We start from the raw sequence: 15,338 nt of genomic DNA, 5'->3' as shown, positions 1-15,338 counted from the left end.
TGCCCATTAAAAAGTTCAGTTTTTAGCACAAAATGGCTATTCTAACTCTACTAAAACATCCCCTTCATTAACAAAGTCACCTTCATTGACTTTAATTTCTTTTACTACTCCACTTGATTCAGCTGTTAATGAAATTTCCATTTTCATAGATTCTAAGATAATTAAATCCTGGCCCTGTTCTACTATGTCTCCTGGTTTAACTACTATTTTCCATACACTTCCTGCCATATTTGATATAAGTTTGCTCATTTTAATTCCCCTTTAATTTATATATTAAACTTATTTATTTTGAAGATACTTAGAAACAAAATTTGTTGTTGTGTCTCCATCTTTGTAAGCTTGATGAGCTATTACTTCTCGCAGCATCGGTATATTCGTTTTAATACCTTCTATTTCATATTTAGATAAAGCATTTTCAAGATGAATAATCGCCTCCTCACGATTCTTTCCCTTAACAATTAGCTTACCAATCATTGGATCATAAAAAGGGGTAACAACGGATTGTTCCTCGATCGCTAATTCATGACGCACTTCTGATCCTTCAGGTAATGATAACTTTGTAATCTTCCCAGGTGAAGGAAAAAATGTCTTCGGGTCTTCGGCATAAATACGAACTTCTATGGAGTGTCCATCACGTTTGATATCTGATTGTGTATATTTTAAAACTTCATCAGCAGCGATCCTAATCTGCTGTTCAACTAAGTCAATACCTGTTATCTCTTCTGTAACCGGATGTTCAACTTGTAAACGTGTGTTCATCTCTAAGAAGTAAAAATTCTTATTGGAATCTACTAAAAATTCAATAGTTCCAGCATTACTATATCCAATTGACTTTGCCGCTTTTACAGCTGCAGCACCCATTTTAGAACGAGTTTCTTCATCTAAAATAACGGAAGGAGCTTCTTCTACAACTTTCTGATGACGACGTTGGATTGAACACTCACGTTCCCATAAGTAAATTGTATTGCCTGATTTATCAGCAAGAATCTGGATCTCAACATGTCTTGGATTTTCAATATATTTTTCAACATACATTGCTCCATCTCCAAAAAAGTCAGTTGCACGTTTTTGATTGCCTGCAAAAGCTTTTTGAAGCTCTTCACTATTGTGAGCAATTTGCATTCCTATACCACCGCCACCAGCAGAAGCTTTTAACATGACGGGATAACCCATACTACTCGCAATTTTAACTGCTTCATCAGCATCAGATAATGGATGAGTAATTCCTGGTACTACGGGTATACCTACTTCCTCCATTGCTTTACGAGATTCTATCTTACTTCCCATACGAGTGATCACTTCAGGTGATGGACCGATAAATGTAATTCCCGCCTCTTCACATTTATGTGCAAAAGTTGCATTTTCTGATAAAAGGCCATATCCAGGATGAATGGCTTCAGTACCTGTTTCCTTTGCAATCTCAACAATTTTATCTATATTTAAATAACTTTCGTTAACTCTTGCTCCTCCAACAAGAAAAGCTTGATCTGCTTTTTTTACATGTGGAGAATCTTTATCTGCTTCTGAATAAATCGCAACTGTCTGAATATCCATTAACTTACAAGTACGTAGGATACGAAGTGCAATTTCTCCACGGTTAGCTATAAGAATTTTCTTAAACATCTGTATTACTCACCATCCTTATGCGATTAAATCTACTTTTTACAGTCCTAATTGTCTAGATAGTACTAGTCTCTGAATCTCAGAAGTTCCTTCACCGATTTCTGTTAATTTTGCATCTCGTAAATATCTTTCAACCGCATATTCTCTCATATAACCATAACCACCATGTATTTGTATGGCTTGATTCGTAATTCTTGAAGATGCTTCTGAGGCAAATAATTTTGCTATTGCAGCTTCTTTAGCAAATGGACGATCATTATCCTTTAACCATGCCGCTTTATATATCATGTTTCGTGCTAATTCAAGCTCCATAGCCATATCAGCAAACTTAAACTGAATCGATTGAAATTTGGAGATACTTGTTCCAAATTGTTTTCTTTCCTTTGCATATTCAAAGGCGGCATCATAAGCAGCCTGAGCGATTCCAAGTGCTAAAGCTGCGATGGAAATGCGACCACCATCTAAAGTATAAAGAAATTGTTTAAATCCTTTATTAGGATCACCAAGTATATTCTCTTTCGGTACTCTTACATTTTCAAAAACTAATTGTGAAGTATTAGAACCTCTAACTCCCATCTTGTCGTAGTTGTTAGTAATATGAAAACCAGGTATACCTGTAGGAACAATAAGTGCGGAAATGATGTTTTTACCCCTATCATCTTTTCCCGTGACAGCGGTTACAATTACGGTCTTAGCAAAGCCAGCATTCGTAATAAAGGTTTTCTCTCCATTAATTACATATTCATCACCATCTAAAACCGCTTTCGTTTTAGTACCTCCTGCGTCAGAACCTGCATTAGGTTCAGTTAATCCAAAGGCTCCTAAAGCCTCCCCTGATGCTAAGGGAATTAAAAACTTTTGTTTTTGTTCTTCCGTTCCAAAATAATATATTGGTGCTGCCCCTAGAGAAATTGCAGCAGCATAACTTAAGCCAGTACTCCCACAAGCTCGGCCTATTTCTTCTACTGCTATCGCATAGGATATTGTATCTCCACCAGATCCACCATATTCTTCTGAAAAAGGGATACCTAATAACCCTAATTCACCCATTTTTTTAAATGTATCAATTGGAAATTCACCAGTCTTATCAACATGTTCAGCTTTGGGTGCAATTTCATTCTCAGCGAACTTCCTAACCATCTCTTTAATCATCAATTGCTCTTTTGTTAAATCAAAATCCATTTTTTTGCTCACTCCTGTCATGTGAAACGAATTTTAGGAAATTTATACATACAATATTGATTATAATAAAAAATGTTAAATATACATAGAGTTATTTTTAATATTTCGAATATTTCAAACAAAAACATCTCTTTATCCTCCTTTTTATAAAAGAGGGACTAAGAGATGTTTTTTTATAAAACTCTGATTGTATAAACCTGATAAGTTTAACAAACTTTCAGTGGGATATACTTTATTCACTTATTTAGAACATTTTCTTCATAATATTTACCCCAGTCAGGTTGTGTTCCATCGATATCTTTAAAGCCATACTCCCTTGAAATCTCCCAAGAACTTAGCGATTTTCCATTTTTCTCATGTACATTTGGATCACTTGCTAAAGCTGCAACAGCTCTTCCTACAAAAAATGGGGTTTCTGAAGCAATAAAGTGCGGGTCTTTCTTTGCACCTTCTTGCCAATTTTCCTCTGTTACCTCAAACAAATCCAACATAGCCTCTGAACGCAAAAATCCTGGAGTCAATGCAATGGATGTTATATGATCTGCTTTTAATTCAGCAGCCATAGATGTAGCTAAGTGAATCGCCGATATTTTAGCTAAACTATAAAATAAATTACCTCTATAATCATAACTAGTGCCGTCCGTTATTTCGATAATAAGACCTTTTTTGTTTTTTACCATAAGCGGAGCTCCATAGTAACTTGTTTTAATATGTGAGTGTACTGCTCTTTCCTGCATAAGTAATCCATTTTCCAAATTGTGTTCCCAAAATGGAATCTCCCATTCCGTAAGAGGGTCTCCACCCCATACATCATTCACTAATATATCTAACTGCCCATTCTGATCTTTTTTTACTTTATCGAACAAAGCTACAATATCTTTATCAACCGTATGATCTACACGAAAAGGAATTCCTAAACCACCTGCTTCAGTTACAAGCTCAGCAGTTTCTTCAATCGTTTCCTTTCTCCCCATAGAAGATAAATTTCCTCTTGTACTTCTACCGGTTACATATACCGTAGCACCTGATTCACCCAACATTCTTGCAATCCCACGTCCCGCTCCACGAGTAGCACCTGCTACTACTACAACTTTACCGCTTAATGGTCTCAATTCAAACCCACCCTTTCCTGTATACACTAAAAGTATACAAGACTAATATGTCACTAACTGTCGTAATTCATGAATTTGTTACAGGAAAAAAGCATACTGGGTTCAAATTATTCTTTGAAGTTTTGTTATAAAAACATCCTTCACTACTTCTATGTCTGCCACTTCAGTAAAGCCATGTTTTAGATATAGTTTTTTGGCAGGATTATTATCCCGGCCTGTAGAAACAATCACTTTTTTCACATCTAAATTTAAATCAATAAGATAAGTTATTAATGCAGATGCAATACCTTTACGAAAGTAATCAGGATGGACATTCATGCGGCATATTGTAAGGACTGAAGCTTCAATTTCATATGATATGACTCCAGCTAACTCATTGCCAACATAATATCCATAATAAATCTCTTCACTTCTTTGTAACGAAGCAATAGAATCTTTTAAAGGTGGAATATCATAAAAATTGATCATATCAGCTTCAACCTTATAAGAGGGGATTTGCACTTTTAACACTTGCTCTGCCATGTCTTTATTTGTAATATCTATTTCTTTTATCAATGTATATTCACCTGATTTCTAAATGTGGTCAGTGAACCAAATTGTAACCATTCAATATAGTTAGTATCATCCATCCATTTGTTTAATAACGTTTAATCTTACATAACCAATGGGTTTGTTAATCTATTTGTTGTGTTACCTGCAAGAATTAATTTCTACTATATAATAAAGTGAAAAAGAAATATATAGTGAACTTTAAAGTCAACCCATCATTATTACAAATATTTAACTGGGTCTAATTGAAATACAAAAAAAGCATGTTTATATTTTAAAACACACTTTGTTTCTTTAGTTAAAGTCTTATAAGAAGTATTTCCTTTTAATGTAAATCCCCCATAGGTGCTAGCCCTCTTATTAATAAATTCATAACTGTTTCAAGGTATTTATCCCTACTTGGTAAATTTAAATCTCCTTCTATCTTATTTTCTTTTAAATCAAATACTGGTTGGAAGATCGAGAAAAAAATTACAGATAATGAATCAAGATCAAAATCAACAATTTTTTCCATTTCTTTCATTTTTATTAAATAATCATAAAATGAATCATCTAACACTCTATTCGGTATAAATTGGAATGATTCTGGTCTCATATAAAATTTCATAAAGTAATAGTTATCTTCATTTGTGTTTAAAATCATTTTTATAATATTAAGTATATCTTTTTCCAAATCAAAGATCACTTCATTTTTATAAAAATTACCAATCTCAGACTGTATGGTTATTATATTACTTAAGGCTGCTTCAAGAATTTTTTCTTTGGATCCGAAGTTGCGATAAACCGTTACTTCATTAATACCCATATTTAAAGCAATCATTCTTATCGTTGTTAATTCGTAACCATGCTTTGCAAAAAGTTTAATACTTTCCTTTAATATCTTTTCTTTTGTACTCTTCATCTCCATGCTCCTTGCATTTATCATTTTAATTTATATTAACAATTTTGATATAGTGACTATATGTAATATAACATAACGACAGATTTATAGTACAAATAGATACAACTCAAATATCAAAATTTTTTGTATATAAAACCTATAATTTAGAAAAAAAGGGAAATTAATACTTGTTTTTTGCACCACTAAATGCAATAATGTAATGACATCATTGCATTATTGCATACCATTTCCAACAATAAATTTTTTTATTAGGAAATAATGAGAATCTTAAAAGAAACAACGGCAAGGAGGTGAAATAAATACCACAAGATGGACAAACAATTAATATTTTTTGTTAATTAAAAATGAAAAGTGTACTTCTTTGAAGGAGGTGGAGATAAATACCACAAGGTGATTATGAAATACATTAATTATGGAAAATAAATGGAATAAATCCTTTGTCTTGATGAAATATGAGGATAAATGGTGTTTTTAATTTATGAGTTCAAAGTGTATTATCTACTATAAATTACATAAAATTATGGAGGTTATTTTTATGAAAAAAACATTAGTTACATTATTCACAATGGTGCTTCTGACATCTGTATTCGTTACATCGGCATACGCAGCAGTAGATAGACCGTTCGGTACTTCTACAATTGAAGTTTACGAAAATTTAATAGATGCGCCATATGAGATTGGTTATTGTGAAGAAGATTGGTATGGTGATGTGTGGTGCGGAATCATTCAAAAGAAAAGTTGGGATTTGAGAGATGGACTATATTATGTAACATATTCGGGATTATTAGATGAACATTATTATTGTATACATGGGGGACCATGGCGAAATAGATAGGCGTAAACCTAACACAGAAGAGATTGTATCAAGAGTCGATAGAAATAACATCAATGAATAATAAATTCGCTATGCCTATTTATTTGAACATCTTTTATTACTGCATACAGATGTCAAAAATAACAGAAATAACATTATAGAATTTGAAAATAAAATTATATTATTAAACGATCTAATAAAAAAAGAACGCTGATTGATATGCGTTCTTTTTTTATTGTCTATAGATAAGAGTCCAAGCAACTACATTAGATTGTTCAAGATATAAAATTTAAATAGTGTTGTAAAAAACAGGCAGCTAGAATGTATAGTTCCAGTTTGCCTGTTGTTTTGGTTTACGTATACTAGTTTGAATTCAATTTAATTCAACAATGCTTTCACTTTTGATACAACATTTTCTACTGTGAAGCCATATTCCTCAATTACTTTTGGTCCAGAGGCAGAAGCACCAAAGATATCTATGCCAAGAATATCACCCTGATCGCCTGTATAACGTTCCCATCCAAGCGGTTGTGCCATTTCAATTGCTAAACGAGCTTTTACATTTGGTAAGATTACAGAATCTTTATAAGCTTGAGCCTGCTTCTCGAATAACTCCCAGCTAGGCATGCTGATTACACGTACATGAATCCCTTGTTCCGCTAATACTTTTTGAGATTCTACTGCCAAAGCAACCTCTGAACCGGTAGCTATAATCTGTGCCTGTGCATTTCCATCTACTGCATCAGATACAACATATGCTCCGCGAGTTAAATCTTCATTTGCACTTTTAGTTCCTGCTAATTGAGGAAGATTTTGACGAGTTAACACTAATGCCACTGGAGCACCCGTATTTTCAACTGCATAACGCCAAGCCGCACTTGTTTCATTTCCGTCTGCTGGACGAATGACTGTTAAATTAGGGATCACTCTTAAAGCAGGCAGTTGCTCAATAGGTTCATGAGTAGGACCATCCTCACCTACTGCTATACTGTCATGTGTTAACACATAAATAGCAGGTAAGTTCATCAATGCTGCTAAACGAACAGCAGGACGCAAGTAATCTGAGAATACAAAGAAGGTACCACCGTAAGGTCTAACTCCTCCATGCAATAAAATTCCATTCATTGCAGCTGCCATCGCAAATTCTCGAACCCCAAAGTAAATATTTCTTCCACTATAATCTGCTGACGTATATACTCCCAGATCCTTCATATGTGTATTTGTAGAAGACTCTAAGTCGGCTGAACCACCAAATATAGTTGGTACTTTGTTAGCTAATGCATTTAAAGCATTTCCAGAAGCTACTCTGGATGCAATGGCTTTGTCTTCAGGAGTGTAGGAAGGTAAATCTGCATCCCAACCTTCAGGAAGTTCATTATTTACTGCCTGTTCGAATTGCTGCGCCAGCTGTGGGAATTGTTGTTTGTACTTATCAAACATGTTATTCCATGCTTTTTCCGCTACTACACCATTGTTTTTAAGTGAAGCAAAATGTTCTCTTACTTCGTCAGGCACATGAAAATCGGGTTCATTCGGCCAGCCGTAAGCTTCTTTCGTAAGTACTACTTCATCTGAACCTAATGGAGATCCATGTGGACCAACCTTACCACCTTTACCTTGTTTATTTGGACTTCCAAAACCAATCACTGTTTTTACTTCAATGATGGTTGGTTTATTTAACTCCGCTTTCGCTTGTGAAATCGCATGATTAATTTCTGCTAAATCATTACCATCCTCAACACGTAATACCTGCCAGCCATGACCTTCGAAACGAGCAGTCACACCTTCAGAGAAAGATAGATCAAGATCTCCATCTAAAGAAATATCGTTGGAATCATATAACATAATGAGCTTTCCTAGTTTTAAATGTCCTGCTAAGGAAGCCGCTTCACTAGAGATTCCTTCCATTAAGTCTCCGTCACCACAAATGGCATAAGTGAAATGATCAATCACATTAAATTGATCTTTGTTGTATGTTGCCGCTAGATGAGTTTCTGCAATGGCCATACCCACTGCCATCGCTACACCTTGTCCAAGTGGACCCGTTGTCGCATCAACACCTGCTGTATGACCAAACTCTGGGTGTCCTGGTGTTTTACTCCCCCACTGACGGAAGTTCTTAATTTCCTCCATTGGAAGATCATATCCGCTTAAATGAAGTAAGCTGTACAATAACATAGATCCATGTCCAGCAGATAGTACAAAGCGATCTCGATTGATCCATTTTGGATTATCAGGATTATGCTGCATAAATTTTGCCCACAATTCATAAGCCATCGGTGCCGCTCCCATTGGCATGCCTGGATGACCTGAATTTGCTTTTTCAATTGCATCGATTGCTAATGTTCTAATTGTATTTACACTTAATGTTTCTATATTTGGTGTTTGACTCATCATAAAATCCTCCTAGTTTCATTTTCTATTATAAGCTTGTTATTATTTGTAACTATCTCTTTAAAATGCTTAAGTCTGAGATAAGTTATTATCTGTTTGATTAAGATGACAAAATTAATTGTAACATTTGAAAATAATCTTTTCTACTTTAAATCAATAAAGTGTGTTACAGGAATTTTAAAAATTGAAATTATTAATGTAATAAAAAATAGCTAGTTAAACACAACCGTTTTATTTTCATGAACTAAAATTCGATCTTCTACGTGCCAAGAAACAGCTCTTGCTAAAACAATTCTTTCAATATGTCTACCAATGCGCTTTAGCTCATCTACGGAATCTCGATGACTTACCCTTTGCACGTCTTGTTCAATAATCGGCCCTCCGTCAAGTTCTTCTGTCACATAATGGGCAGTAGCCCCAATGATTTTTACACCTCTATTAAAAGCCTGTGTATAAGGCTTTCCACCTACAAATGCAGGCAAAAAAGAGTGATGTATGTTAATCATTCTATTTTTATAAAATTGAAGGAGCTTTGGTGAGATGATTTGCATATATCTTGCTAAAATAATAGTATCTACTTTTCCTTCAGTCACTTCAAGCTGTTTTGCCTCAGCTTCAGCTTTGGTGTCAGCTGTCACAGGAATATGATAATATGGAATCCCAAAGGATTCTACTAGCTCCCTCATATCATCGTGGTTACTTACCACCATCTTAATATCCGCATATAAATCTCCTGCTTGCCATTGCCATAACAATTCAAGTAAACAATGGTCTTCTTTTGAAACAAAAATAGCTAACTTTTGTTTCTTGTGTGCTAAATTTATTCTCCAATTCATTTGAAATTCATCTGCAACCATTGCAAAGCCTTCTTTTAATCCATTTAACTTGGACTCTAAATCAGGCAAATCAAATTCAATTCGAATAAAAAACATTCCACCCTCAGGATCCATCGTGTATTGATCAGATTGAACAATATTTGCTTCATGTTGATGCAAAAACTTAGATACCGATGCTACGATACCAGGTTGATCTGGGCATGAGATTAACATGCGAGCTCTATTTTTACTTGTTTTATCTGACCATTTATTTGAATTAGGTGTTAGTGGCTTCATGTTTTAAGATAACGCTCCTTCTTTAGCAAAACTAACTGTTAAACGTTGATTGATTTGCTCTTCAGATAAATCTGAAAGCAACTCTGCTTCCATTACTTGATCATACAATCTTTCCATCGGTTCACGAGGATCTTGTTTTCTTAATTTTGCATCACTTTTTAACATTTCCCATGTGTTTATTATAAATTCTCTTTCATTTATAGAATTTTTATTAAAAAAGTGATTTATTTTTTCAACATCTTCAAGAAACTCAGAACCAAATCGATCTTCTAAATCTCCTCTAAGTAAAGCAATCTCTGCTTCGTACATCGGTCTTTGAGATTTTTTATCTTTACCAATCCATGGTGTTTCTAAAATCATAGGAAGATGTTTTAATTTTTCATGATGTACGATGTTGTTCATCGCATTAAATCCAATAAACCCTGAACCTACTGGGGCATGGCGATCTTTCCCTGCTCCGCGGGGATTTTTACTATCGTTTAAATGTAATACAGCGATTCGATCTAATCCAACAATCTTATCAAACTGCTCTAAAACCCCATCAAGATCATTTACAAGGTCATAACCTGCATCATGAACGTGACATGTGTCAAAACATACTGTTAATCGTTCATTACTTTGTACTTTATCTATAATAGAGGCAAGTTCTTCAAAGCTTCTCCCAATTTCAGTTCCTTTTCCTGCCATCGTTTCTAGTGCGATATTTACGTTCGTTTCTTTTGTACCTTCAAGAACCTCATTTAATCCTTCGGCGATACGTGAAATTCCGTATTCTGCATCTTTATCGGTATATGCCCCGGGATGAAGTACGATATTTTTAACGCCTAAATAATCCGTCCTTTTCATTTCTTCCTGTAGAAAATCAACAGCTAGTTGATACGTATTGGATTTATAAGAGCCTAAGTTTATGATGTAAGGGGCATGAACAACAATCTCATGTATATCGTTTTTCTCCATCAATTGTTTACCTTCTACTATAAACTGCTCTTCAATCGGTTTTCTTCTCGTATTTTGAGGAGCTCCCGTATAGATCATGAAAGTCGATGATCCATAAGTTTCTGCTTCCTTTGCTGCATTTAATAATCCTTTACTAGAAAATGAAACATGAGATCCAATTTTTAACATATTTATCTTCTCCTAAATCTATTTTTATATTATAAATTATAAACAACCTTTTTTTATTAAACTATTTCTATTATTAACTTATTGTACTCTTATTGTCCCTTTGTCGCAATTCATGCAAAATATCAAAATATGACGGGTTTAACAAATGAATGAATTCCTTTAAAGCAGGCGACATCCATTTTTTCTTGTGCACTACAAGTTGAACATATACTTCTATACTAGGTTCATCTAAAGGAATCAAAGATAGAGATCCTTCTTCCAACTCTTTTTCTACTGTGATTTTAGGTAATAAGGCGATTCCAAGTCCAGAAATGACACATCTTTTTATCACTTCAATCCCATTGAACTCTAGTGATGAACCACAAATTACACCTTCTCTTTTTAATGCTTGTTCCAGCATAGTACGATATGTACATCCTTTTTCTGTACAAATAACCGTCTCTCCTTGTAAATCTTTAACAGTAACTCTTTTCTTTGTTGCTAATGGATGATTGTTAAATCCAACTAGCACCATTTCCTCTTTTCTTATAATCAATTTGTTCAAGTCCTCATGATGTAGGGTTTGATCCATTACCAGAGCTATGTCATAGGTTCCATCTAAAACTTTTGAATACATTTCAGAGCAAATATTAGATTCTATCGATAATTTAATTTGAGGGTGTTTTATATTAAATTCTTGAAAATATTTCACTAATTCAAATGTCGCAAATGATTCTACTGTTCCAATGGACAACGAACCGTTTAATTCTGTTTTAGAAGTAAGACGTTCTTTTGCTTCATCTTCTAAAGAGACTAATTTTAAGGCATATTGATACAAGTGTTCACCTGATTGTGTCAATTGCATCATCCGTCCCATTCTCTCAAATATTCGAACTCCATAAGCCGCTTCAATCTTTTTAATTTGTGTAGTTACACTGGATTGAGCATAACCTAATTGATCTGCAGCTTTCGTATAATTTTTCCATTTTACAACTTCTATAAAAGTACGATAAACATCTATATCCATTTATAATCATCACCTTTTTCGATAGTTACTATCAATAATTATAGCTAACGTTGATAGTTGTGTCTATGGTATTGTATATTTCACGAGGTGATTTCAATGGCATTAGAAATTAAAGAGCGTTCATGTTGTTGATATATGATATTCAAGAACATAGTACCTTTCTCAAATTGATAAATCAATTTTATTTGATTAAATGGAGGGTCATCATGATTTCATCATACTTAAATTAAAAAAGATCAGAGGAATTAAAAAGTTGTGCATGTTAGGAGGAGATTAAACTGGTTGATAAAAAATTAAATGCAGTACAATTAAACGGTCTCATCGTTGGTCCTATCTTAGGATCAGGTATTATACTTTTACCTCCAATCATCTTTGAGGTTGCAGGAGATTATGCCATATTATCGTGGATAACAATCATGTTGATTAATTGGTTTTTTGCTTTTTTATTTGGTTCTTTGAGTGTGAAATTTCCCGGTAACTCTGGAGTAACGCAAGCCGTTGAGGATGTGTTTGGAAAATATATAAAATATTTAACCTCCTTCTTTTTAATAGGAGCTGTATGTTTTGGTCCGATCGCTGTGTTAATGACAGCTGCTCAATTTATTCATTTTGATGGATTTTTATCAACAAAATGGATCGCTTTCCTTCTAATGGGGATCACGATTTTGATATTGCTGCTGAACGTTTCATTTATTGGTAAAATCGCTTTTGTTTTATCATCTGTATCTGCATTATTGTTATTTTCGGGAGGATTGACCTCTTTAATTCAATATCCAAAAACTGAACTATTTACAACAAGTTTTGATATCTCTTCATTTGGATATAGTTTGTTATTATTGTTTTGGACAATTGTAGGCTGGGAAGTGATTGGAAATTACAGTAATGATGTTAAAAATGTGCGTTCAACGATACCAAAAGCGGTTGGTTTCAGTGCACTTATCATTTCGATTGTATGTTTAATGGTTGCTGCTTCTATACAATGGTCAGATATTCCTAATATTTCTGGTGCTTCACAAATCACTGTTGCAAGTATTTTAACTCCTATATTTGGAAGTTTGACTGGATTGATTATTGGCTTCATTGCACCTGGTTTATGTTTATCTTCAATCATTCTATTTATTGGGGGTACGGCTAGATTAATTCGTGGTATGGCAGAGGAAGGTATCTTACCTAAAAAGTTAAGTTATCGTACAAAAACAAATGTACCTTTAGGGGGAATTATTGCGTTAAGCTGTTTTCATATCTTTGTATTTGTGTTAGCCTTTTTAGATTTGATCAATATAACCCAAATTGTCGCTATTGCTGATGTATTTTTTATTAGCAATGTGTTTGTAACTTTGTTAGCTGCTATTAAATTGTTTGATCAAAAAATTGTGAAAATGATGATAGTCATGATGTTATTCGTATTGTTTGTGTTTTTATCATTTTCATCACCTATTATTTTGGTTTTTATAGCAATATTTACAATCATTTTCATTTATAAGCAAATTAAATTTAATGCAAGTCAATCATGTGAGGATAATGAAGAAAACCTTTTAATGGTTAAATAACGCCTTCATGTTGCAGAGATAACCTCTTAAACCTTAACTTAGAAAATATAGAAAGTAGGAATAAAAATGCCCCGTATACTCTTTATTGTACTAATATTACTGAGCCTCATTTGGGGCGGGTCTTTTTATTTTATCAAAATATTACTGGAAGACTTTGGTCCATGGACGATTGCTTTTCTAAGATCTTCCTTCGGTTTAGTTACCATCGTTCTGATTATGCTCATATTGCGAAAACCTTTTGAACTTAGAAAAATGCCTTGGATTCCGTTAACGATTATGGCTTCAATCAATACGGCGATTCCTTGGACCTTCATTGCATTTAGTGAAACTAGATTATCGAGCAGTATGGCCTCTGTATTAAATGCGACAACCCCACTGTGGACCATTATTGTTGGTATTGTATTTTTCCGTGCAGCTACCAATCGTATGCAATGGTTAGGAATCGGAATTGGTTTAATCGGTCTAATTATTTTACTTGATATCGATCCTGTTCATATTATTTCAGTGGATTTGCTTGGATTTGTTTGTATGATCGCCGCTACCCTTTGTTATGCATTTGGATCTCAATTATCTAAACGATTACTCAAAGGATTATCTATGTATCAGATTACTTTTTGTACTTTGTTTATTGGTTCACTTGGAAGTGGAAGTGTTGCTCTTTCAACTGAATCAATATCGATATCCCATTTAGTTTCGTGGACAAATATCTCTGTGTTAATAGGTTTAGGTGTATTCGGATCAGGTATTGCCTACATTCTCTATTATTATTTGGTTCAAAAAGGGAGCGCTGAATTTGCCACGATGGTAACTTATCTTATACCAGCTACTGCCATAATTTGGGGATATTCACTACTTAATGAAGAATTAAAATGGAGCTTAATTGTAGGTCTTGTTTTAGTACTTAGTGGTGTATTTATTTCAACTAAAAAACAATCCAGTAAGGTAGTTGATGTTCAGTTGTTGAAACAACAGAACATCAGGGAGTCGTAAATAATATGATTTTTTGGAAATGAACTAACCTGCTTCAGCAGTAGATTTTGTGGATTCAGTCTGAACCAAAGTAACAACCATTCCACCAAAAGTAAGGAGTAAACCAACAATTTGCAACACACTAGGACGAAAACCTATGATCATTGTATCTAATAAAATAGCCACTATAGGATCTAAAAACACCAATGCAGAAATAAGTCTTGTTGGAAGAAATCTTACACTTCTAAAAAATAAAAAGTACACCACTCCTGTATGTATGACACCAATAATCGTAATGGCAATCCAATGATTTACCTGAAGTCCAGAAAAAGCACCAAAACTAACTAAAGGAAATAACAAGATAGCGCCAAGTGATGTTTGAATTACGGTCACTGCATAAGGAGATAACTGAGTAATTCCTTTACTGAGGAGAGTTAACAGAGCATATAAAATCGCTGCCAAGAAAGGTAAGATCAGTCCTGATGAAAGTAATTGTTGAAACGGAGTATCCGTTCCTAAGCCGGATATTAACATCGTACCGATAAAACATATCAAAATAGAAATGATCGCTATCCACGTTAACTTTTCTCTATAAAGAAAGCTTCCCAACAATAAAACGATAACAGGTGCTAAATAATAGATTGAGATGGCGACAGTAATTGACATCATTTCAAATGCTTTAAAAAGGAAGACCCAGTTAGATACAAGTATTAATCCACATAATAAAACACGTTTTACTTCTCGTTTATTCCAATTTTCATTTTTAAATTTACCCGATAATAACCAGAAAGCTCCTAAAAATAATGAAGCACAAACACAACGAACAAAAACTAATTCAAAAGCTTGAAGTCTCGTTTGTACTGCTACAAACCCAATTGAACCAAAAATAGCCATCGCCAAACCCATACTGATCGTAGCAAGTGATCTTTTAGGACGTTGTAAACTATTACTCAATCATAACACCTACCTTATGACGTGAAATCCAGCTTTTAATATAAACT

At 34.0% G+C, this 15,338-nt stretch carries 14 protein-coding genes; 3 read left to right on the top strand and 11 right to left on the bottom strand.

Features of this window, described 5'->3' with window-relative positions:
• Positions 1-36: 36 nt before the first annotated feature.
• The 6 genes from VQL36_RS03010 to VQL36_RS02985 form a co-directional block, all read right to left on the bottom strand.
• Positions 37-249 carry an acetyl-CoA carboxylase biotin carboxyl carrier protein subunit gene (locus tag VQL36_RS03010; protein ID WP_349247891.1) on the bottom strand — a complete coding sequence of 71 codons (213 nt, stop codon included), beginning with the start codon at positions 247-249 and terminating at the stop codon, positions 37-39.
• 30 nt (positions 250-279) lie between these two features.
• Complete coding sequence (locus VQL36_RS03005) at positions 280-1,623, bottom strand: acetyl-CoA carboxylase biotin carboxylase subunit (RefSeq protein WP_349247890.1); 1,344 nt, start codon at positions 1,621-1,623, stop codon at positions 280-282.
• Between the two features lie 39 nt (positions 1,624-1,662).
• Positions 1,663-2,805 (bottom strand): acyl-CoA dehydrogenase, encoded by a 1,143-nt coding sequence (locus VQL36_RS03000; protein WP_349247889.1) that lies wholly within the window; start codon positions 2,803-2,805, stop codon positions 1,663-1,665.
• A 236-nt stretch (positions 2,806-3,041) separates the two neighbouring features.
• A complete protein-coding gene (locus tag VQL36_RS02995) occupies positions 3,042-3,917 on the bottom strand; it encodes an SDR family oxidoreductase (RefSeq protein WP_349247888.1) in 876 nt (291 codons plus the stop codon).
• A gap of 102 nt (positions 3,918-4,019) precedes the next feature.
• Complete coding sequence (locus tag VQL36_RS02990; RefSeq protein WP_349247887.1) at positions 4,020-4,472, bottom strand: GNAT family N-acetyltransferase; 453 nt, start codon at positions 4,470-4,472, stop codon at positions 4,020-4,022.
• A gap of 319 nt (positions 4,473-4,791) precedes the next feature.
• Positions 4,792-5,367 (bottom strand): TetR/AcrR family transcriptional regulator, encoded by a 576-nt coding sequence (locus VQL36_RS02985; RefSeq protein ID WP_349247886.1) that lies wholly within the window; start codon positions 5,365-5,367, stop codon positions 4,792-4,794.
• 535 nt (positions 5,368-5,902) lie between these two features.
• Between VQL36_RS02985 and VQL36_RS02980 the strand changes: the two genes are divergently transcribed.
• Positions 5,903-6,202, top strand: a complete 300-nt coding sequence (locus VQL36_RS02980) for a hypothetical protein (RefSeq protein WP_349247885.1) — start codon at positions 5,903-5,905, stop codon at positions 6,200-6,202.
• 357 nt (positions 6,203-6,559) lie between these two features.
• Here VQL36_RS02980 and tkt read toward each other — a convergent pair whose 3' ends face one another.
• From tkt to VQL36_RS02960, 4 genes are all read right to left on the bottom strand, one after another.
• On the bottom strand, positions 6,560-8,578 hold the full coding sequence (gene tkt, locus VQL36_RS02975; RefSeq protein WP_349247884.1) for a transketolase: 2,019 nt from the start codon (positions 8,576-8,578) through the stop codon (positions 6,560-6,562).
• 209 nt (positions 8,579-8,787) lie between these two features.
• Positions 8,788-9,687 (bottom strand): formyltetrahydrofolate deformylase, encoded by a 900-nt coding sequence (purU, locus tag VQL36_RS02970; RefSeq protein WP_349247883.1) that lies wholly within the window; start codon positions 9,685-9,687, stop codon positions 8,788-8,790.
• A gap of 3 nt (positions 9,688-9,690) precedes the next feature.
• The gene (locus VQL36_RS02965) at positions 9,691-10,812 is read right to left on the bottom strand and encodes a deoxyribonuclease IV (RefSeq protein WP_349247882.1); all 1,122 of its coding nucleotides are present in this window, start codon (positions 10,810-10,812) and stop codon (positions 9,691-9,693) included.
• 73 nt (positions 10,813-10,885) lie between these two features.
• On the bottom strand, positions 10,886-11,818 hold the full coding sequence (locus tag VQL36_RS02960) for a LysR family transcriptional regulator (RefSeq protein ID WP_349247881.1): 933 nt from the start codon (positions 11,816-11,818) through the stop codon (positions 10,886-10,888).
• 272 nt (positions 11,819-12,090) lie between these two features.
• On the opposite strand from VQL36_RS02960, the gene VQL36_RS02955 reads away from it, so the two are divergent.
• Together VQL36_RS02955 and VQL36_RS02950 are read left to right on the top strand one after the other, a co-directional pair.
• A complete protein-coding gene (locus VQL36_RS02955; RefSeq protein ID WP_349251107.1) occupies positions 12,091-13,368 on the top strand; it encodes an APC family permease in 1,278 nt (425 codons plus the stop codon).
• Positions 13,369-13,434: 66 nt separating this feature from the next.
• A complete protein-coding gene (locus VQL36_RS02950; RefSeq protein ID WP_349247880.1) occupies positions 13,435-14,358 on the top strand; it encodes a DMT family transporter in 924 nt (307 codons plus the stop codon).
• 24 nt (positions 14,359-14,382) lie between these two features.
• On the opposite strand, the gene VQL36_RS02945 is transcribed toward VQL36_RS02950, so the two are convergent.
• Entirely contained in the window at positions 14,383-15,243 is an 861-nt protein-coding gene (locus VQL36_RS02945; protein ID WP_349251106.1) for a DMT family transporter, read from the bottom strand.
• Positions 15,244-15,338 lie beyond the last annotated feature (95 nt).

The organism is Chengkuizengella sp. SCS-71B (assembly GCF_040100845.1).
Lineage (GTDB): Bacteria > Bacillota > Bacilli > Paenibacillales > KCTC-33759 > Chengkuizengella.
The sequence above is the reverse complement of the archived record's forward strand: the minus strand, read 5'-3'. Positions and strand labels throughout refer to the sequence as shown.